The 18155-nt window shown below is 45.5% G+C and carries 19 protein-coding genes; 14 read left to right on the forward strand and 5 right to left on the reverse strand.

Going from position 1 to position 18155, the window contains the following annotated elements; all coding sequences use genetic code 11:
• Positions 1-55 precede the first annotated feature (55 nt).
• On the reverse strand, positions 56-1264 hold the full coding sequence (locus FKN16_RS15030) for a DEAD/DEAH box helicase (protein ID WP_170903036.1): 1209 nt from the start codon (positions 1262-1264) through the stop codon (positions 56-58).
• 176 nt (positions 1265-1440) lie between these two features.
• Here FKN16_RS15030 and FKN16_RS15035 point away from each other — a divergent pair, with 176 nt between their 5' ends.
• The gene (locus FKN16_RS15035) at positions 1441-2745 is read left to right on the forward strand and encodes a hemolysin family protein (RefSeq protein ID WP_012842026.1); all 1305 of its coding nucleotides are present in this window, start codon (positions 1441-1443) and stop codon (positions 2743-2745) included.
• A 9-nt stretch (positions 2746-2754) separates the two neighbouring features.
• Here FKN16_RS15035 and FKN16_RS15040 read toward each other — a convergent pair whose 3' ends face one another.
• The 4 genes from FKN16_RS15040 to FKN16_RS15055 form a co-directional block, all read right to left on the reverse strand.
• Positions 2755-3495, reverse strand: coding sequence for a transglycosylase SLT domain-containing protein (locus tag FKN16_RS15040; RefSeq protein WP_006742867.1), 741 nt, complete (start codon positions 3493-3495; stop codon positions 2755-2757).
• A 220-nt stretch (positions 3496-3715) separates the two neighbouring features.
• A complete protein-coding gene (locus FKN16_RS15045) occupies positions 3716-4960 on the reverse strand; it encodes an NAD(P)/FAD-dependent oxidoreductase (protein ID WP_170903037.1) in 1245 nt (414 codons plus the stop codon).
• A 7-nt stretch (positions 4961-4967) separates the two neighbouring features.
• Complete coding sequence (locus tag FKN16_RS15050; RefSeq protein WP_047009493.1) at positions 4968-6035, reverse strand: methyltransferase; 1068 nt, start codon at positions 6033-6035, stop codon at positions 4968-4970.
• Positions 6036-6062: 27 nt separating this feature from the next.
• Positions 6063-6461: a hypothetical protein gene (locus FKN16_RS15055; protein ID WP_005390458.1), complete on the reverse strand. Its 399-nt coding sequence runs from the start codon at positions 6459-6461 to the stop codon at positions 6063-6065.
• 77 nt (positions 6462-6538) lie between these two features.
• Between FKN16_RS15055 and FKN16_RS15060 the strand changes: the two genes are divergently transcribed.
• From FKN16_RS15060 to FKN16_RS15120, 13 genes are read left to right on the forward strand one after another with little or no spacing between them, the layout of a single operon-like run.
• Positions 6539-7267: a beta-ketoacyl synthase chain length factor gene (locus FKN16_RS15060; protein ID WP_170903038.1), complete on the forward strand. Its 729-nt coding sequence runs from the start codon at positions 6539-6541 to the stop codon at positions 7265-7267.
• Entirely contained in the window at positions 7264-8031 is a 768-nt protein-coding gene (locus FKN16_RS15065; RefSeq protein WP_006742871.1) for a lysophospholipid acyltransferase family protein, read from the forward strand. Before FKN16_RS15060 ends, FKN16_RS15065 begins: the two co-directional genes overlap by 4 nt.
• Positions 8032-8044: 13 nt before the next feature.
• Positions 8045-8305, forward strand: a complete 261-nt coding sequence (locus FKN16_RS15070; protein ID WP_005382278.1) for a phosphopantetheine-binding protein — start codon at positions 8045-8047, stop codon at positions 8303-8305.
• Between the two features lie 15 nt (positions 8306-8320).
• Positions 8321-8578, forward strand: a complete 258-nt coding sequence (locus FKN16_RS15075) for an acyl carrier protein (RefSeq protein WP_005382279.1) — start codon at positions 8321-8323, stop codon at positions 8576-8578.
• Positions 8578-9138, forward strand: coding sequence for a hypothetical protein (locus FKN16_RS15080; RefSeq protein WP_046874226.1), 561 nt, complete (start codon positions 8578-8580; stop codon positions 9136-9138). The genes FKN16_RS15075 and FKN16_RS15080 overlap by 1 nt, the downstream gene beginning before the upstream one ends.
• 4 nt (positions 9139-9142) lie before the next feature.
• Positions 9143-10543, forward strand: a complete 1401-nt coding sequence (locus FKN16_RS15085) for an AMP-binding protein (protein ID WP_170903039.1) — start codon at positions 9143-9145, stop codon at positions 10541-10543.
• Positions 10544-10553: 10 nt separating this feature from the next.
• Positions 10554-10922 (forward strand): 3-hydroxyacyl-ACP dehydratase, encoded by a 369-nt coding sequence (locus FKN16_RS15090; protein WP_005460551.1) that lies wholly within the window; start codon positions 10554-10556, stop codon positions 10920-10922.
• Positions 10915-12621, forward strand: coding sequence for a glycosyltransferase family 2 protein (locus FKN16_RS15095; protein ID WP_170903040.1), 1707 nt, complete (start codon positions 10915-10917; stop codon positions 12619-12621). Before FKN16_RS15090 ends, FKN16_RS15095 begins: the two co-directional genes overlap by 8 nt.
• Complete coding sequence (locus FKN16_RS15100; RefSeq protein WP_170903041.1) at positions 12605-14158, forward strand: aromatic amino acid ammonia-lyase; 1554 nt, start codon at positions 12605-12607, stop codon at positions 14156-14158. The genes FKN16_RS15095 and FKN16_RS15100 overlap by 17 nt, the downstream gene beginning before the upstream one ends.
• A complete protein-coding gene (locus tag FKN16_RS15105; protein ID WP_170903042.1) occupies positions 14158-14604 on the forward strand; it encodes an acyl-CoA thioesterase in 447 nt (148 codons plus the stop codon). The genes FKN16_RS15100 and FKN16_RS15105 overlap by 1 nt, the downstream gene beginning before the upstream one ends.
• On the forward strand, positions 14604-15224 hold the full coding sequence (locus FKN16_RS15110) for an outer membrane lipoprotein carrier protein LolA (RefSeq protein WP_170903129.1): 621 nt from the start codon (positions 14604-14606) through the stop codon (positions 15222-15224). Before FKN16_RS15105 ends, FKN16_RS15110 begins: the two co-directional genes overlap by 1 nt.
• Positions 15196-17538 carry an MMPL family transporter gene (locus tag FKN16_RS15115; protein WP_170903043.1) on the forward strand — a complete coding sequence of 781 codons (2343 nt, stop codon included), beginning with the start codon at positions 15196-15198 and terminating at the stop codon, positions 17536-17538. The genes FKN16_RS15110 and FKN16_RS15115 overlap by 29 nt, the downstream gene beginning before the upstream one ends.
• Positions 17535-18146, forward strand: coding sequence for a DUF3261 domain-containing protein (locus tag FKN16_RS15120; RefSeq protein ID WP_170903044.1), 612 nt, complete (start codon positions 17535-17537; stop codon positions 18144-18146). Before FKN16_RS15115 ends, FKN16_RS15120 begins: the two co-directional genes overlap by 4 nt.
• The last annotated feature ends 9 nt before the right edge of the window (positions 18147-18155 follow it).

Raw genomic sequence — 18155 nt, forward strand, 5'->3', positions numbered from 1 at the left:
CTAAAACGCAAAAAGCCGCAACAATGCGGCTTTTGGATCGTAGAGATAAAACAGGCTATTTTGATTCGCGCTTATCGTGCGGTTTACGCTTGTTCTTAGGTACGTAATTTAAAATAGAAATCGGCACTGGCTTTCTTGGTGCAAAGCCGTCAATTTCCACTCGCTCTAGCAAGTGCCCTAAACGGCTCTCGATCATACAAAGGTTTTTAAAATCATCTTTTGAGACTAATGAGATCGCTTCACCTTGTGCGCCAGCACGACCAGTACGACCAATACGGTGTACATATTCATCTGCTGGATACGGTAAGTCGTAGTTAATAACAACGGGCAAGTTATCGATATCAATACCGCGCGCTGCAACACCAGTTGCGACTAGGTACTGGATTTCACCGGCTTTGAACTTTTCTATTAATTCTTGGCGAACACGCTGATTACGGCCGCTGTGAAACGCTTCAGCCACAATGCCGCGCTTTTCAAGTTGGCTAACAAGCTTGGCAGCACCGTGTTTGGTTTCAATAAATACCAGTACTTGTGACCAGTCGTTTTCTTTGAGCATGTGACTTAACAGCGACGACTTCATGTCCTTATCGACGGTGGTGATCCACTGCTTGATGTTCGACTTAGATGCACTGTGTTTTGTAATCGTGATCTCTTCAGGATCAATAATCGCGTTCTTCGCCAAATCACGAACAGGGTTAGATAGCGTTGCCGAGAACAGCAGACTTTGAACATGTTCTGGCATGCAATCAACGATCTTATCGATCGCATCGATGAATCCCATGTCCAACATTTTGTCCGCTTCATCAAGCACTAGCATTTCCACTTCATCAAAGTGAATAGCGCGTTGACCGTACAGGTCAATCAAACGTCCCGGCGTACTTACCACAATATCGACACCCTCGATCAAGGCTTGTTTTTGTGGCGCATAATCCACACCACCAAACATCGCCATTGAGCGCAGCGGTAAGTTTTTACCATAAGCTTCAATGCTTTGATGAACCTGAAGCGCAAGTTCGCGTGTGGGCGTAAGGATAATAGCGCGAGCGCGTTTTTTACGTTGCGTTTCGCCTTGACTAAGCTTTTCTAAGATTGGTAGAACAAAACTGGCCGTTTTACCTGTCCCCGTTTGTGCTGCAGCAATTAAGTTGCTACCACGCAGTACGATTGGAATGGCTTTTTGTTGGATAGAGGTCGGTTTTTCATAACCTAGCGCTTTTACTGCATCAGTAATCGATGCGCTTAAACCAAGCTTAGAAAATGGCATAGAAACGTCTCAACAGAGGAAATGGGCGCGTAGTGTATCAGAATCCCAGTGAAGTAACAGAAGGATTCATGCACGTAGAGCCCGATAATAGAGCGCTGCATGATTTACTCGCAACATCACATTTCTTGCGCGTGAATCTAGTTATGCTGCTAACGTGTACATTACTGGGAAACGTTATGGACGTATTACTGCTGGTTGGATTAATCGCACTCAATGGCGCGTTCGCGATGTCAGAGATCGCTCTAGTCGCAGCCAAAAGCGGAAGGCTAAAATTAATTGCAGAACACAACGCCTCTGCCGCTTTAGCGCTCGAACTTAAAAACAATCCGACTCAGTTTCTTTCCACGATCCAAATAGGCATTACCGTGATCGGGCTACTAAGTGGTATTTTTGGTGAAGCAACGCTCTCAGTACCATTCGAAAATTGGCTAGTAACCCAAGGGCTAGAAAGAGAGATAGCAACGGTACTTTCAACGATGAGCGTCGTGCTCATGATCACCTACTTCGCGATTGTGGTGGGAGAACTCGTTCCCAAGCGCTTTGCACAAAACAACGCAGAAACCATCGCTATTATCGTAGCTTACCCGATCCACTGGCTCGCCAAGCTCACCACTCCTTTTGTCTTCTTATTGACGTTTTCAACCGATACTTTTCTCCGATTATTGCGCCAAAACGACAGCAACGGTGAGATTGTTACCGAGGAGGATATTTTTGCTATTGTTAGCGAAGGCTCTGAGTCCGGTGCGATTGAGCCACAAGAGCAATTGATGATTCGCAACTTACTCCACCTTAACGATCGTTTAGCATTATCGTTAATGACACCACGGTGCGATATCCATTACCTGGATGCCAACCAACCTATTGATGTCATCCTTACTGACCTTCGCCAAACCCAACACTCCGTATGGCCAGTCTGTAAAGGTAGCTTGGACAATATTATTGGCACCATTTCATCCAAAGTCCTGCTCGATGAATATGACGAATTATCTATCAGTAAACTGGCTAAACAGCTCAAGCGTCCGCGTTTTGTACCCGAGTCCATGAAAGGGTTACCTCTCCTTAACTACATGCAACAAACCAGTGCGGAAATGGTCTTTATTGTCGATGAGTATGGTGATGTACAAGGCCTAGTAACCCTTTACGACTTGTTAAAGTCAATTGCTGGAGAACTGGGCATGGCGCCACAGCAAGTGTGGGCCAAGCAACAAAAAGATGGCAGCTGGTTGATGGACGCGTTGATCCCGCTCAATGAGCTCAAGAATAAACTCGAACTGAGCAGCATAGAAGGCGAAGAGCGAGAAGGCTTTCAAACATTAAATGGGCTTTTGACATGGCTTTATGGTCGAGTCCCAAATGTTGGGGAGCACATTCACTACCAAGGTTGGCGATTTGACATACTCCTCGTTAAAAAACATCGCATTATGCAAGTCAGAGTCACCAAAGACACCGATACACCAACTAACAATAGCGAAGTGGAATAAAGCACGGTCCTATCCCATCAAATTGGGCTGTAAACCTTTTTCTAGTTTTTTCCTCACTTTATAGGAAACATCATTAAGCGTGATTTTTCCTGTATTGTGACGATCGATACCCGCATTTTGTCGGTATGCAATCGAGCCTTGCTTGAACAAAACGAAAGAAGACGGTTTGCCAATCGCAGCAGGATAGAGAATTGCCATATACGCATCTTCCAGACTATTGATTTTATGGCGATATGGCCAGTAATAGGCTTTTACATAGTCAAGTTGCTCGACCGCGCTCATCCTCGCAAGAGTTTTCGTACTCACTCCTAATGACTCAGCGGTAGAGGGCATAAATTGAATTAACCCTGTCGCCCCACTTCCTGAACCATTTTTGATGCTTGGACTGAAGGTTTCAGCGGTTTCAAATGCCATGCAGGCCATCAGATGATTAGGGTTGATCTCCAGCTCTTCACTAATACGAATGACTTTGCATTTGAACTCTGGAGAAACTTTGCCTCCCCACGCCACCGCGTTCTCGGGATCAACAACCGAAGAGACAGTTGGCGCGTCGTGTTCTTTGACAATTCGAGAAAGTAAAGGAAGTGTTTGGCGCAGTCGATGGTTCGAACTCACCAAGCGAATTGATTTGGCAAGAAACTTATCTTTTTTTTGGTGCAGTTTTTGGAACTTTACTAATTTATACAGTTGCTTATAAACCGTTTTCACAACGAAGCCGGATTTAGGGAACACTCCCAAAATGTAATCCATTTCCTACACGTTTAATATAAATATCAGCAACAATGAGTATGTATGTGATCATAATCACTATAAATTTTCTCAAATTCGATACACCTCGAAACAAGTGGTCAAGATGTCTCCAGTAAGCTCGAAGTACAAATAAAAAGGTATTGTCGAGAATAAAAAAGGTCTTACTAATTTCTCGGTAAGACCTAGGTTTACGCATCCTCAGCTAAGAGAATTTATACTCTTACAGTTCCGCTTCTCGAACCAGCTCAGCGAGCGTCGACAAACGTTGTTCGCTTTGTTTTACGTAAGGGTTGTTTGTATCCCAAGCGTACCCAGCCAAAATCGCGCTAATCATCTGCTTAATACGTGGATTCGGGTTTTGGTAGAAAATCACATCTTGCAATGTGCCGTTGTACCACCCCTCCACATAAGTACGGAATGTGTTCACCCCCACCATCAAGCGTTCCGAATACTCTTCTTGCCAGTCAACCACTTCACCATTTAATTGACGAGCTACGCAATCGGCCGCAAATTCCGCTGACTTCATGGCAATAGTAACGCCAGATGAAAACACAGGATCAAGAAACTCCCCGGCATTACCAAGCAGTGCGTAGTTTTCTGTCGCTAAACGTTTGACGTTCGCTGAATAGCCACCCAACTCTCCTGTTGGATTTGGGTACTTCGCGTTTCGCAACAAAGAAGCCAACCCCGGCTCTTCATTCGCCAACTGCTGCAAAGCTGCAAGCTTATCTTCTGGGTATTGCTCGAAAAACTCAGGCTCACCCACCACACCAAACGAACACGTACCATTCGAGAATGGAATTAGCCAGTACCACACATCGTGATTTTCAGGATGCACGGAAATCAGAATTTTATTACGATCGTACTCTGGCTCTTGTGGAGAGATACGATCTTCAATGTGAGTAAATATCGCTTTTCTTGGAGGAAGACAAGAAGGCTCTTCAAGATCCAACAAGCGTGGCAAAACACGGCCAAAACCACTCGCATCCAAAACAAAATCAGCTTCGATTTGATAGGTCTGTTTATCCGGCCCAACAACTTCTAAGCGCGATTTTTTGCCTTCAAACGCCAAGCTAACTAGCTCATGTTGATAACGAATATCGACGCCCTGCTCTGCGGCACTGTCGGCGAGCACTTTATCAAAACTGGCACGTTGCACCTGAAACGTCGTACCCGGCCCTGGGGTATATTTGTCCGTAAAATCGAACTGGGTGTAAACACCATTGCGACGAAATGCAGCGCCATCTTTATATTGGAAGCCAAACTGCTTTACCGCATTGGTCATTCCGGCTTGCTCGACAACTTCCATACATGCAGGAAGCAGGCTTTCTCCGATAGAGAAACGTGGAAAGGTGGCTTTTTCTATGACAACGACATCTATGCCACGCGATTTTAATAACGCAGAAACGGTGGAGCCAGATGGGCCCGCTCCTACGACGACAACTTGCTTGAGCTCTGTTTTCATTCTGAATTTAGTTTGCTTGTAGTTTTAATAAGGTGTGACCAAGGCCAATGTTGTCGGTTCTTTCGACGACAGATAAACCTGCCGCTTCGACAATTTCTAAGAAATCATCACTGCGATAAAAACGACTATTGCCGTTGGCTAAACAGGTAAAGTAGAGAGAGGTTGCATTAAGGCTATAAGAAGCACCCGCGTATTTTTGGGCATCCCAAAATAGCTCCAATACGTAAATAGTATCTCCCTTCGTTAACTGGGCTTTGACTTTTTTAAGGATATTTAGGATCTCAATTGGTGAAAAGCAATCCAAGAACTGGCTCATCCACCATACGTCAGCATGCTCAGGCAATGTTTGTGCTTTATCAAGCATGTTAGCAGGGTATGGACGTACACGCTCGGCGAACTGGTTTTCTGAGACATTTGACATCGCCACTTCTAATTGCTGCGGCAAATCGACAATAGTAACTTCAACATCAGGATCATGCTTACAACACTGAATAGCCCATTTCCCGGTATTTCCACCAATATCCACTAGGTGCTTTGGCTTGCTTGCAAACACTTCTTTAAGCAGTAATGGAAACGAGCGATCCGAATAGAAGTGATCGAACTTAAACCAACTCTGTTTGGCTTGATCTGGCAGCGTCGACAGACCTTGATAAATCGTCTCCCAATTGCCCAACTCTTTCAAACCTGAAGGCTTACCTTCTTGAATCGCTTCCGTCAGATGCATCATCGCGGCGTAACAGACATCAGCCGTAAAATCCATGTTTGCGTTCGTCATACCATCGTGAAGAAGGTAAAAACCAAGGTTCGCAAGCGAATAGTTAGGTCTTTCCCATAAAACAATATGTGCGCTAATCGCCATATCCAACAATACTTTGACACCATATTCTGACACGCCCGTTTTCTCGGCAATGTCCGTGGCACTCATGCCTTGTGAACCGGCGCTGTCTAGCGCGGCTAAAATACCTAAATCTCGGAGCGTTCTGGCGGTCTGGAACACGATTGGTGCAAAAGATAACTTCTGAGCTTCTGTTTTTGCTTCAAAAGCATTAAAAGGGTCATTATTTTGATTTAACACGGAAAAACCTAACTGCAATTAATATTTTTATTGTTTAGACTGAGAGCCTAACAATGCAATAGCTCGTTGAATATCAACATTCAAGTTGTTTATCCAACGATTGTAATTGCGATGGATTTTGCCATCACTGGCTTTTAGATTTACTGAGTTGAGATAAATAATTGAGTAATATTTGTTGTTATATGGAATTTTTACTTCTGCAAAGTGTTTACGAACGTGAATTTTTGCAATAAGAACGCCTGGGCTTACTTCTTCAATCGTCCAACCTCGGTTGGTTGCCGATTGCACAATGGCCATTTTTACTTGTTTATTTTGAAGATCATAAGCAACTGGAGTATCCTCCACATTCATTACAGGTTGTACTCGTCCACAACCGACAAGAAGCAAAGTTAATAATAACGAGACATACAGCTTAAAACGCGACATGATAATTTCCTTTTTTATTATGACTTTGGGTAAAGCCCAATTTGTATCGAGCTGTAAAATAAACAATTTAACCCAATATGCCAAACTCGAAGATCAACATTTCGTTCAATATTGATGCGTGGACAGCGAATTCATTCGGTTTATCCGAATCCAATGAATGGAAACAATGGGCAACAGAGATAAAATGGCCAGAAGATGGCAAAATCAATGTTGCAGATATTCCTGCGATGATGCGCAGAAGAATGAGTCCACTTAGCAAACTGGCAGTGCAAACGGCAATCGAATTGCTTAATCAACATCAGGTTGATTACCTCGTATTTTCGAGTCGTCATGGCGAATTGCATCGCAGTGTTGCGTTAGTTAAAGATATTATTAACGGTGAAGAAGCGTCTCCGATGGCCTTTTCTCAGTCAGTGCATAATACCGCCGCAGGGCTTGCCACTATTGCAACCAAACAGCCCATCCCCCTAACTTCGATCGCTGCGGCAGAAAACACATTCCAAAGTGCAATATTAGAAGCATGGCTGTTTTTGTCCGACAATCCTGACAAAAAAGTCCTGCTTGTTGATTTTGATGAGCCTATGCCTGACTCTTATTTAGAATATGAAAACCAACAATACCAAGGGTTTGGACTCGGCTTGATACTTTCTCATGGAGATGGCTTCACGGTGCAAAGCGGCATCAGTACAAAATGCTCAAACCACCCGTTGCCACAAGGCTTAGCGTTTTTGCAACACTACTTGTCAGATGAAAATAAGTGGACTATTCACGCTCCGCAACAAATTTGGGAATGGCACAAGCAATGAGTCGCTTAAATCAGTATTGGCGTGTGCTAGCAACCGGCTTTTGTTTTTCAGTATTTGGGTTAGGTGGTTTAGCACTGAGCTTCATTGTTATTCCGACTATTCGTATTTTCGTTTCGGATCAAACCGAACGTGAATATAAAGTTCAAGGTGCGATTCGATATTCATTCAACACCTTTTGTAAATTGATGAAGTTAAGTGGAGCAATCGATTACGAAATTATTGGTGCCGATATTCTTCAACAAGATCGTAATTGTTTAATTGTTGCCAACCATCCTAGTTTAATCGATTACGTTCTCATCGCTTCACAATTAAATCGCTGCGACTGTTTAGTAAAATCGGCAATATGGTCGAATCCTTTTATGAAGCACATCGTAAAAGCAGCCGGATATATTCCCAATGAAGCGCCGGATGATTTATTAGCACTTTGTGATGAACGATTTAACAAAGGCAACGTGTTGCTTATATTTCCTGAAGGGACAAGAACAACACCAGGTGTAGAACCAAAATTACAACGCGGCGCAGCACAAATTGCGGTAAGAACAGAACGAGATTTAAGGGTTGTCCATATTACGGTAACGCCAAGTTTCCTCACAAAAGAGAAAAAATGGTATCAAGTACCGGCAACAAAGCCTTTTTTCAGGGTTGAAGTTAAGGATAAAGTTGAGATTGACCCTTTTATAAAGCAAACTACGTCGCCGACAATAGCGGCGCGACGCTTACAACAGCACCTAGCTGAAAACATTTTTCCAGAAAACTTTTATTAATAAGCAGGTCCCAGTGGAACAGTTACACAACGACATTAAGCAACTTATTATTGATGCTTTAAACCTTGAAGATTTAACCGTAGATGATATTGAAACGGATGCACCACTTTTTGGTGATGGACTTGGCTTAGATTCTATCGATGCACTTGAGCTTGGACTCGCAATTAAAAAACAATACAACATCGTTATTGATGCCGACGACTCAAACACGCGCGAACACTTTGCTTCTGTAGCAAACCTAGCGAAATACGTTTCTTCTCAAACTAATGAATAAGTTGTAGGTATATTCATGACTGATGTAAATAAAGATCAAGTATTTGAACAAGTTAAAGATGCGCTTGTTGAGCTGTTCGAAATTGACGCAGCCGACATTCAGTCAGATGCGCACTTATACCAAGATCTCGATCTAGATAGCATTGACGCCGTTGATTTGGTCGTACACCTACAGAATGTCACTGGCAAAAAAATCAAGCCAGCAGAGTTTAGTGCTGTAAGAACCGTTGACGATGTGGTTAACGCCGTCACTGAGTTATTGAAGGAAAGTTAATGCGCCAATTGCTGACTGGTCTGTCTGCAATTGTACTGTTTGCCTACCCCTTCGCCGTCTATTTCGGTATAGATAAATTTGGCTTGAACTTAGTCGGGGGCTTGTTAATTGCTGCGTTACTTTTGCGTGTTTTCATCGCAAATAAGACCCCACTAAAAGAGTTTAAATTCTTGGCGCTCGCTACGGGCGCTATTGGCATTGTTTTAATTACACTTGGCATGGTGTTTAAACAACACGGGTGGCTTCAGTTTTACCCTGTGGTTGTCAATGTATGTATGCTGTGTGTCTTTGGACTGAGCTTAAAACAGCCGCAATCAATCATTGAAAGGCTTGCTCGCTTGCAAGAGCCTGACCTTCCGGCTAGTGGCGTGGCTTACACACGCAAAGTCACGATGGTTTGGTGCGTTTTTTTTACGCTCAACGCTGCCGTTGCACTCTATACCTGTTTCCTACCAGTAAAAATATGGACGCTTTATAACGGCCTCATCAGCTACTTACTTGCTGGTGGCTTGTTCGCTGGAGAATGGATCGTGCGTCAATTTGTTCGAAAGGAACACTAATCGTATGAATACAACGTATTCGAGCTTTACCTCCCTAGCGACCTTGTTCGTCGCAGAGAGGTCTGAGCAATCCCCTGTCTCTTACGATCGCGACACAGTTATCACTTGGGGTGATTTCCAGCAGCACGTCGCAACACTTGCTCAGAAGTTAGAAACCCAGCCAATGCAAAACATTGCGTTGTGTTTTGGCAACAGCTACCTGTTTGCCGTTGGCTTTTTTGCTTGTTGCCACGCAGGAAAATCCATTGTATTGCCTGGTAATTACCAACCAGAAGCACTCAAAGAACTCAGTGAGCACTACGATTTATTGCTGCACGATGCCGATGTCTCTGTTCCAGAACAGGTGAGTTCACTCCTAGTAAAAGCTCAATCATTGGTAGACATCACCTTGATTCACGAGCAACAGGTAGACCAACCTTATGTTTGGCGTGAATTGAATCTGGCACAAATACCAGTGACGCTATTCACTTCTGGTTCAAGCGGCAAACCAAAAGCCATTGAAAAAACGCTGAAACAGCTCGATGTCGAAGTGTCTATTCTAGACAACCTATGGGGCGACACGGTTGCCAACACACGCGTTGAAAGCACCGTCTCTCATCAACACATTTACGGCTTGCTGTTTCGCGTATTGTGGCCTTTGTGCTCTGCACGTCCATTTTCAGCACACAACCTCGAGTTCCCTGAGCAAATTGTCCATCACGCCGATGTTGACACCACGCTAGTAAGCAGCCCTGCGTTACTAAAACGACTCAGTGAAGAGCATAATCCGGTTGCGATTCGGTGCGTATTTTCTTCTGGTGGCCCCCTGCCAAACCAAGCCGCGCAACACAGCCAGCTGTTGTTTGGGTCACTTCCTATTGAAGTTTTTGGCAGCACAGAAACCGGCGGCATCGCCTACCGTCAGCAACACGTAGCCAGCACTCCTTGGACGTTATTCCCTGGTGTTGAAGCCGAGCTTAACCATGAAAATTGTTTAAAGCTCCGCTCGCCACACATTGATGAAAACACTTGGTACCAAACTGCGGATGAATGCCATTTCCATGATAGTATTTCTTTTGAATTGCGTGGACGCACTGACCGAATCGTCAAAGTCGAAGAAAAGCGTATTTCTCTTGTCGAAGTGGAAAAACGTTTAGAGCAACTGCCGTGGGTTCAAGAAAGCGTGGTGATCCCAATGGAAGAGTCTGCTCGCCTCACGTTAGTCTCGATCATCGTACTTAACGATAAAGGCAGTGATGTGCTTAATGAACTTGGTAAAGGCAAGTTTTGGCTTGAGCTTCGCAAGGCACTGCGCAATTGGCTAGAACCGATCGCTATCCCGAGAAAATTCCGAGTGGTCGACGAAATTCCATTGAACAGCCAAGGCAAACGCCAAGTTGCTGAAATTGAAAAATTATTCCAATAAAGCTAGTAACATGGAAAAAAGAAAACCAACTATTCAGAATATTGAAGTGAGTGACCACACCGCGGAGCTGTCGCTGCGTGTGGATGCTGACATCTTAGATTTCCAAGGTCATTTCAGTCACTTTCCTCTTTTACCCGGCGTCACTCAAATTGACTGGGCGTTGTTCTACGCCGTTCAATATTTGAACACCCCCAAGGTATTTAAAGGAATGGAAGTCATCAAATTTCAAGAGCCGATTCTGCCAAACGCCGACGTTTGTCTCTCACTCTCTTGGGACAATGAGCGCGAGAAATTGACCTTTAAGTACACATCGAAAAACGGTGAAACCTTGGTGACTCACTCGTCAGGCAAAATGAAACTGGGTGAGTCACGTGAGTGATTACCGTCCCTGCTTTTTAATTCCTTGCTACAACCACGGCAGCACAATTGCAGACGTGCTTGCGTCGTTATCCTCTTTCGCTTTGCCAGTGCTGGTCGTGGACGACGGCAGCAATGAAGACACCAAACAAGCGCTTTCAGCTTTGAGTGAGCAAGGACTGATAAAACTGATTAGTTTGAGCGAAAATCAAGGTAAAGGTGGCGCGGTGATGGCTGGCCTACATAACGCTCACCAGCTTGGTTTTACGCACGCCATTCAAATAGACGCAGACGGTCAACACGACCTAGAAGCATTGCCGAAATTGCTCAGCGCCAGCGAAACAAAACCAGATAACCTGATTTCGGGCCAACCGATATACGACGAGAGCGTACCTAAATCCCGTTTGTATGGTCGCTACGCTACGCACATTTGGGTGTGGATAGAAACCTTGTCACTGTCTATCAAAGACAGCATGTGCGGTTTTCGCGCCTACCCAGTGGCGAAAACGGTCGCCGTGTTGAACAAGTACAACATCGGCAAACGCATGGATTTTGATATCGAAATTCTGGTGCGAATGTACTGGGAAGGCGTCGATATTGATTTTGTTCCAACGCGCGTGATCTACCCTGAAGGTGGCATTTCCCACTTCGACGCATTGTGGGATAACGTCAAGATAAGCTGGATGCACACTCGCCTATTTTTTGGCATGTTGCCGCGCATCCCTTCGCTACTCGCCAGAAAGCGCCATCACGCAGACGACAGCAATGCCCACTGGTCGAAACGAAAAGAACAAGGCACAATTTTAGGCATCAAAACCTTACTCGCGGTATACCGCTTGTTCGGCAGAAAAGCGTTCGACCTGATTTTGAAGTTAGTCATGCGCTACTACCACTTCACGGGTAAATCTGCCCGCGAAGCGTCTGAGATTTACCTGAACAACTTACAGCACTACGCAACGCAGCAGAACATCCCACTGCCAAAACAGTTGGACAGCTATCATCATCTGCTTTCTTTTGGGCGTACCATGCTCGACAAACTGGCAGCATGGCAAGGTGACTTTAACGTCGATAACCTAACCATTCACGGCCAGCATCATTTCGAAGAGATGGCGCAGAAAAAACAAGGCGTGCTCATTTTAGGCTCGCACCTTGGTAATATCGAACTCTGCCGCGCGCTTGGTCGTCGACACTCTCATGTCAAAATCAATGCCTTGGTATTTACCCAACACGCTGAACAATTTAATGCGGTAATGAAGGCGGTAAACCCAAATTCGGAACTGAATCTGATTCAAGTCAGCTCAATGGGACCAGACACCGCGATTCTGCTTCAACAAAAAATCGAGCAAGGCGAATGGGTAGTGATCGTTGGCGATCGCACTTCCACCAGCAAAGAAAATCGTGTCGTTTGGGCAGATTTTCTTGGTAAACTTGCACCATTCCCGCAAGGCCCATTCATGCTGGCCTCGGTATTAAAAGCGCCGGTTTACCTACTCTTCGGCCTACGCGACGACGAAGCAAACACTCCGCATTTTAATGTGTACTTTGAACACTTTAGTGACCAAATCACGCTACCGCGCAAGGAGCGTCAGCAGGCACTAGAACACGTTGTTCAACAGTACGCACAAAGATTAGAACACCACACACTGCAAGCGCCGTTACAGTGGTACAACTTTTTTAACTTCTGGACTTTAAGTAATCAGCCACATGACAAACAACAATAATCACAACATCACTTTTGGTGCCCAATCTTTAACCATCGAAGATGTCGTTGCCATTGCTCAAGGTGCAAAGGCAAACATGAACACCTCGCCAGAATTTACCGCGAAAATCGATCGTGGCGTGGCGTTTCTGGAACGATTACTGAAAGAAGAAGGCGTTATTTACGGCGTGACCACGGGTTACGGCGATTCATGCACTGTGGCGATTCCACCCGCGCTTGTAGATGAACTTCCGTTGCACCTTACACGCTTCCATGGCTGTGGCTTAGGTCAAATCCTTTCTCATGAACAAGCTCGCGCGGTGTTGGCAACACGTTTATGTTCATTGTCGCAAGGCGTATCTGGCGTGTCTCACGATCTGTTGAACCAAATCGTTACGCTTATCAATCACGACATTGCGCCGCGTATTCCACAGGAAGGCTCGGTGGGCGCAAGTGGCGATTTGACGCCTCTGTCGTACCTAGCGGCGACCTTAATTGGCGAGCGTGAAGTGCTTTACAAAGGCGATGTGCGACCAACACAAGAAGTGTTTGCAGAGCTGGGCATTGAGCCAATTCGCCTAAAACCAAAAGAAGGTTTGGCGTTAATGAACGGTACATCCGTGATGACTGCCCTCGCCTGTCTTGCCTACAAACGCGCAGAATACCTAGCGCAGCTTTGCACCAAGATTACCGCGATGGTCTCTGTGGGTATGCAAGGTAATGACTTCCACTTTGATGAAGCATTGTTTGCGGTAAAACCTCACCCTGGTCAACAGCAAGTTGCGGCTTGGCTGCGTGATGATCTCAATGCTGAACGTCCGCCACGCAATAGCGACCGACTGCAAGATCGTTACTCGCTGCGTTGTGCGCCACACGTAATTGGCATGGTGCAAGACTCACTGCCTTGGCTACGTCAATTGATTGAGAATGAACTAAATAGTGCCAACGACAATCCAATTATCGATGGCGACAACGAGCGCGTTCTGCACGGCGGTCACTTCTACGGTGGTCATATCGCAATGGCGATGGATACGTTGAAAGCGAACATTGCCAACTTAGCTGATTTGCTGGACCGTCAGATGGCGCAACTGATGGATTACAAGTTCAATAACGGCCTGCCGTTTAACTTAACTGGTGCAGAAGGCGAGCGAAAACCGATCAACCACGGCTTTAAAGCGGTTCAGATTGGTATCTCAGCTTGGACGGCAGAAGCGTTAAAAAACACCATGCCAGCGAGCGTTTTTTCTCGCTCAACCGAATGTCACAACCAAGACAAAGTGAGCATGGGCACCATTGCAGCTCGTGATTGCCTACGCGTACTTGAGTTAACAGAGCAAGTTGCTGCGGCTTCACTCCTAGCAAGCGTTCAAGCGATTGAGATTCGTCGTCGTCATAACGAATTGGACGAACACCACATGAGTCAGAGTTTGCGAGTAATTCGTGACGCCGTACTGAGCGAGTTTGAATTTGTGATTGAAGATCGCCCGTTAGAACAAGATTTGCGTCATTTTATTGAACGCATTCAGCAACGTCATTGGCCACTCTACGCGGAGGTATAATGCAAGAGCAGGTTCTCTACCCATTAGAAGCGGAGGTGACTATAGTCACCTCATTCCAAGATGCTGACCCGATGGGCGTGATTTATCACGGCAACTTCTTTCGATATTTTGAAGAAGCACGTCGTGTGCTGATGGAGAAGCTCCAATACAGCTATCGCGATATGCAAGACTCTGGGTACATGTGGCCGATCATCGACACGCGCGTTAAATACGTGAAGGCGATTCCGTTTAATCACACCATTCGCATTACCGCGCAACTCACTGAGTGGGAAAACCGCTTACGTGTGGATTACGTGATTTACGACGCCGAAACGAATCAACGTATGTGCAAAGCGCATACAACGCAAGTCGCCGTATCCATTGAAAAGCAAGAGATGTGCTTTGTTTCTCCAGCTGTTTTTTTAGATAAAGTAGAGCAATGGCACAACCATGGGAGCCTGAACTAATGCAAAAGTGGTTACTCTCTTTTTTGCTGATATTTTCTGTTCCAGCACTGGCCACACCGACTGCAAACGTAACGGATTTGGCATCGCTTCAGCAGCAGTTGTCTCAGCATGAAATCGTACGCGGAGATTTTACGCAGCAGCGTCATCTGGAAATGTTCAGTCAACCTCTAACCTCTAAAGGTCAGTTCACACTGAGCAAAACACATGGCTTGTTGTGGCAACAAACAGAACCTTTCGCAGTCAATTTGGTATTGACGGAAAACAAACTTCGTCAGACTTTTGCCGACCAAGCACCGAAAACGATCTCTGCACAAGAAAACCCAATGGCGTTCTACTTTAGCCATGTGTTTTTATCCGTGTTCCACGGGGATACTTCTGCACTGCAAGAACAATTCACACTCGATTTTTCAGTTGAGAACAATCAGTGGCAGCTCATTTTAGAGCCAAAACAGTCGCCATTAAATGCGGTGTTTAAAGCCATCACCCTTTCAGGTAAAACGCACATTGATCGCCTAACCCTACAAGAGCTGCGTGGCGATAAGACCGAAATCACGTTTACGAACCAGACCTCTCTACCTCAGGAACTCACGGATGCCGAAGACGCTCAATTCCGTTTCTAAACTCAGTCTTGGCACTCATACCTTTGCTCTGGTTTGGCTCAATCTCGTTGTTTTAGCGGGCGCGTTGCTACTCAAACAATGGGTTTGGAGTGCAGAATCTCCGATTGAGACCAACATTTTAAAACTGCTGCCGAAGAACCAGCAAAACCCGGTGGCTGAGCAAGCCTTTGAGTCGGTCTCGGCAAGTATGAGCGACAAAGTCATTTTCGTGATCACAGCGCCGGACAAAAACGCCCTTTTTGCAGCGGCCGCTGAATTTGATAAGGGGTTGCGTCAGAGTAATCATTTTCGCGATGTGGTGGGAAAAATCTCACCTCAAGAACAGCAAGCTTGGGCAAGTTACTACTTTAAGCACCGCTTCCAATTGCTGACACCTGAACAACGAGAGCGTTTAAGCCAAAATCCAGAACAGCAAGTGCAGCATGTGATTCAGTCTCTGTACAACCCGTTTTCTGGGGTGACTGGGCAAGAGTTACAAAATGACCCTTTCTTGCTATTTCGGGATTATCTAAGTCAAGTTACCCAGCAATCGTCCTCTTTCCGATTGGATAACGGCTATCTGTCCGTCGAAAAAGACGGTGCTCAATACTTGCTTATTACTGCCGAGCTAAAAGACTCGCCTTATAGCCTAACGGGGCAGCTTGCCGTCCCTGATATTCAAGCACTAGAACAAAACGTCGCGCAGAAATATGGCGCTGAAGTGGCACATACTGGCGTTCTATTTTACGCCGACTTTGGTACGCAAAGTGCCAAATCGGAGATCAGTACCATCGGTGTGTTCTCTCTGCTCGGTATCATTGCATTGTTCGTATTGGTCTTTCGTAGTGTGGTGCCACTGTCCCTAGCACTGTTTTCCATCACCATTGGTTTGCTCGTTGCGTTGTCCGTTACGACGTGGATTTTTGGAAAAGTCCATCTGTTCAGCTTAGTGTTTGGCGCAAGTTTAATCGGTGTGTCTATCGACTACGCATTCCACTACCTAACCGAACGCCTTGCGGCGGGAAATGAATGGGATAGCGAGCAAGGGTTAAAGCATATTTTCATAGCTATCACACTGGGCTTAATCACCAGTTTGATCGGCTATTTGGGCATGTTAGTGGCACCGTTTCCTGGTTTGCAGCAGCTTGCGCTGTTTTCATCCATTGGTCTGATTGCTGCTTACATCACAGTGGTGGCTTGGTATCCGATACTGGCTCGTAACCCATCGCGCTCCATTTCGACTTTACCGGGACAATCACTGTTGGCGAAATGGTTAACGCTTTGGAATCAACCTCGAATTAAAGTCGGATTACCGATGTTATGTGTGGTTGCGAGTGGCTTTTTCTTGCTGCAATTGAACTACGATGACGACATTCGTCTGCTGCAAACGATGCCGAAAGATCTCAAGCAGCAAGAAACCTTGATTACGACGCTCAGTGGCATGCAATCTTCGCAGCAAATGTTGGTCGTTACCGCCGACGATGACGAAAACCTAATGAAAAAGCTGGAGTCTTTAACGCCAACATTAGAAGCGTGGAAAGCGGACAGCACCATCGAAAGCTACCAGAGCCTGAGCCGCTACTTAAGCTCAGTGGAACGTCAGCAACAAGACTATCAATTGATTCGCGATCTTTACGCGACACAATCCAGCCCACTTGCATCCGGGCTGGGCTTAAGTAAAAAGCCCAAAATGGACGCCGACTTTATCCCTGTTACGGTTGAGCAGTACTTGCAAAACCCGGTATCAGCGCCTGTACGTTTTCTCCATTTGGGTAAGATAAAAGGAAAATCGGCAACGGCTGTGGTGCTAAACCAATTGCAAGACTCCGCTGTTGTTAAGGCATTTGCCAAATCACAGTCTGATGTTATTTACCTAAACAAAGCTGAAGAAATATCCACCCTATTTGGTGAATACCGAATCAAAATCATGGAGCTATTGCTAGCCGCCAGTGCTGTGATCTTTCTGGTATTAATCAAGCGGTACGGTCTGCAACACAGTTGGCGAGTTTTACTGCCATCATTGATTGCTTGCGCCTGCGGTCTGGCAACTGCTGTCGCGATGGGAACAACATTAAACCTGTTCAACTTGCTTGGCTTGGTGCTCATTCTTGGTATAGGGATCGATTACACTCTGTTCTTTGCCGAGAAAGCCCGCAGTGTGAGCACACTATTGGCGATCACCCTTTCGGCAATCACCACAGTGTTGTCATTTGGGTTGCTGTCACTCAGCCAAACTCACGCAATTCACAGTTTTGGCATTACGGTGTTAAGTGGTATTTTTGTCGCTTGGCTGCTCTCTCCGATTGCGATTAAAACAGAGGAAACGACGTCATGATTTTTAACCATGCTTTTCGCTGCGCGGCGTTAATCGCACTGAGTCTGTTTTTAAGTGCATGTAGCTTGGTACCTCACCAATCGACGCCTCAGGTCGATATTGCCGAGCACACCCAAGTTAGCTTGCCCACTCCCGCAAGCTTGGGCTATCAGTTGTCTGCCAGTCAGTTGATTACGGCTTCTTGGGCAATAGATGGTAAAACCACATCTGAGCAACTTCCGGTACAACTGCAAGTAACCAACAACGAAGTGGTGCTGGCAGGCTTCTCATCCTGGGGGACAAGAGTACTGTCATTGTCTTACGATGGAGAACAAATTCAAACCGAAGTGCTCAACGGTTTACAAGGTTCGCTACCGCAGCCAGAACAGGTATTATTTAACCTGATGATCACGCTCTGGCCGAGTTCCGCTTGGGAAGGATCGTTAAATGAGGTAAGGTGGCGAATTATTGATAAAAATAATTCTCGCGCCATCTTTGATAGCGACGGTGAAAAGATCATTGAGATTCAATACAGCTCTTCTAACAAGTTAGAGGGTAAGATTGATTTTCATCACCTCAAACATCAGTTTTCAATTTCTATTCAAACACTGCAACATCAGATTAACTAAGAACAATTT

It is taken from the genome of Vibrio sp. 11-4(1) (assembly GCF_013048625.1).
Classification (GTDB): domain Bacteria; phylum Pseudomonadota; class Gammaproteobacteria; order Enterobacterales; family Vibrionaceae; genus Vibrio; species Vibrio diabolicus.

What these genes read in the sequence shown, in the direction of transcription:
- FKN16_RS15100 (WP_170903041.1), top strand. Translation starts at nt 12,605, where the DNA reads ATGACAAACAACAATAATCACAACATCACTTTTGGTGCCCAATCTTTA.
- FKN16_RS15040 (WP_006742867.1), bottom strand. Translation starts at nt 3,495, where the DNA reads ATGGATTACATTTTGGGAGTGTTCCCTAAATCCGGCTTCGTTGTGAAA.
- FKN16_RS15090 (WP_005460551.1), top strand. Translation starts at nt 10,554, where the DNA reads ATGGAAAAAAGAAAACCAACTATTCAGAATATTGAAGTGAGTGACCAC.
- FKN16_RS15085 (WP_170903039.1), top strand. Translation starts at nt 9,143, where the DNA reads ATGAATACAACGTATTCGAGCTTTACCTCCCTAGCGACCTTGTTCGTC.
- FKN16_RS15105 (WP_170903042.1), top strand. Translation starts at nt 14,158, where the DNA reads ATGCAAGAGCAGGTTCTCTACCCATTAGAAGCGGAGGTGACTATAGTC.
- FKN16_RS15055 (WP_005390458.1), bottom strand. Translation starts at nt 6,461, where the DNA reads ATGTCGCGTTTTAAGCTGTATGTCTCGTTATTATTAACTTTGCTTCTT.
- FKN16_RS15045 (WP_170903037.1), bottom strand. Translation starts at nt 4,960, where the DNA reads ATGAAAACAGAGCTCAAGCAAGTTGTCGTCGTAGGAGCGGGCCCATCT.
- FKN16_RS15120 (WP_170903044.1), top strand. Translation starts at nt 17,535, where the DNA reads ATGATTTTTAACCATGCTTTTCGCTGCGCGGCGTTAATCGCACTGAGT.
- FKN16_RS15035 (WP_012842026.1), top strand. Translation starts at nt 1,441, where the DNA reads ATGGACGTATTACTGCTGGTTGGATTAATCGCACTCAATGGCGCGTTC.
- FKN16_RS15060 (WP_170903038.1), top strand. Translation starts at nt 6,539, where the DNA reads ATGCCAAACTCGAAGATCAACATTTCGTTCAATATTGATGCGTGGACA.
- FKN16_RS15110 (WP_170903129.1), top strand. Translation starts at nt 14,604, where the DNA reads ATGCAAAAGTGGTTACTCTCTTTTTTGCTGATATTTTCTGTTCCAGCA.
- FKN16_RS15075 (WP_005382279.1), top strand. Translation starts at nt 8,321, where the DNA reads ATGACTGATGTAAATAAAGATCAAGTATTTGAACAAGTTAAAGATGCG.
- FKN16_RS15065 (WP_006742871.1), top strand. Translation starts at nt 7,264, where the DNA reads ATGAGTCGCTTAAATCAGTATTGGCGTGTGCTAGCAACCGGCTTTTGT.
- FKN16_RS15030 (WP_170903036.1), bottom strand. Translation starts at nt 1,264, where the DNA reads ATGCCATTTTCTAAGCTTGGTTTAAGCGCATCGATTACTGATGCAGTA.
- FKN16_RS15080 (WP_046874226.1), top strand. Translation starts at nt 8,578, where the DNA reads ATGCGCCAATTGCTGACTGGTCTGTCTGCAATTGTACTGTTTGCCTAC.
- FKN16_RS15115 (WP_170903043.1), top strand. Translation starts at nt 15,196, where the DNA reads ATGCCGAAGACGCTCAATTCCGTTTCTAAACTCAGTCTTGGCACTCAT.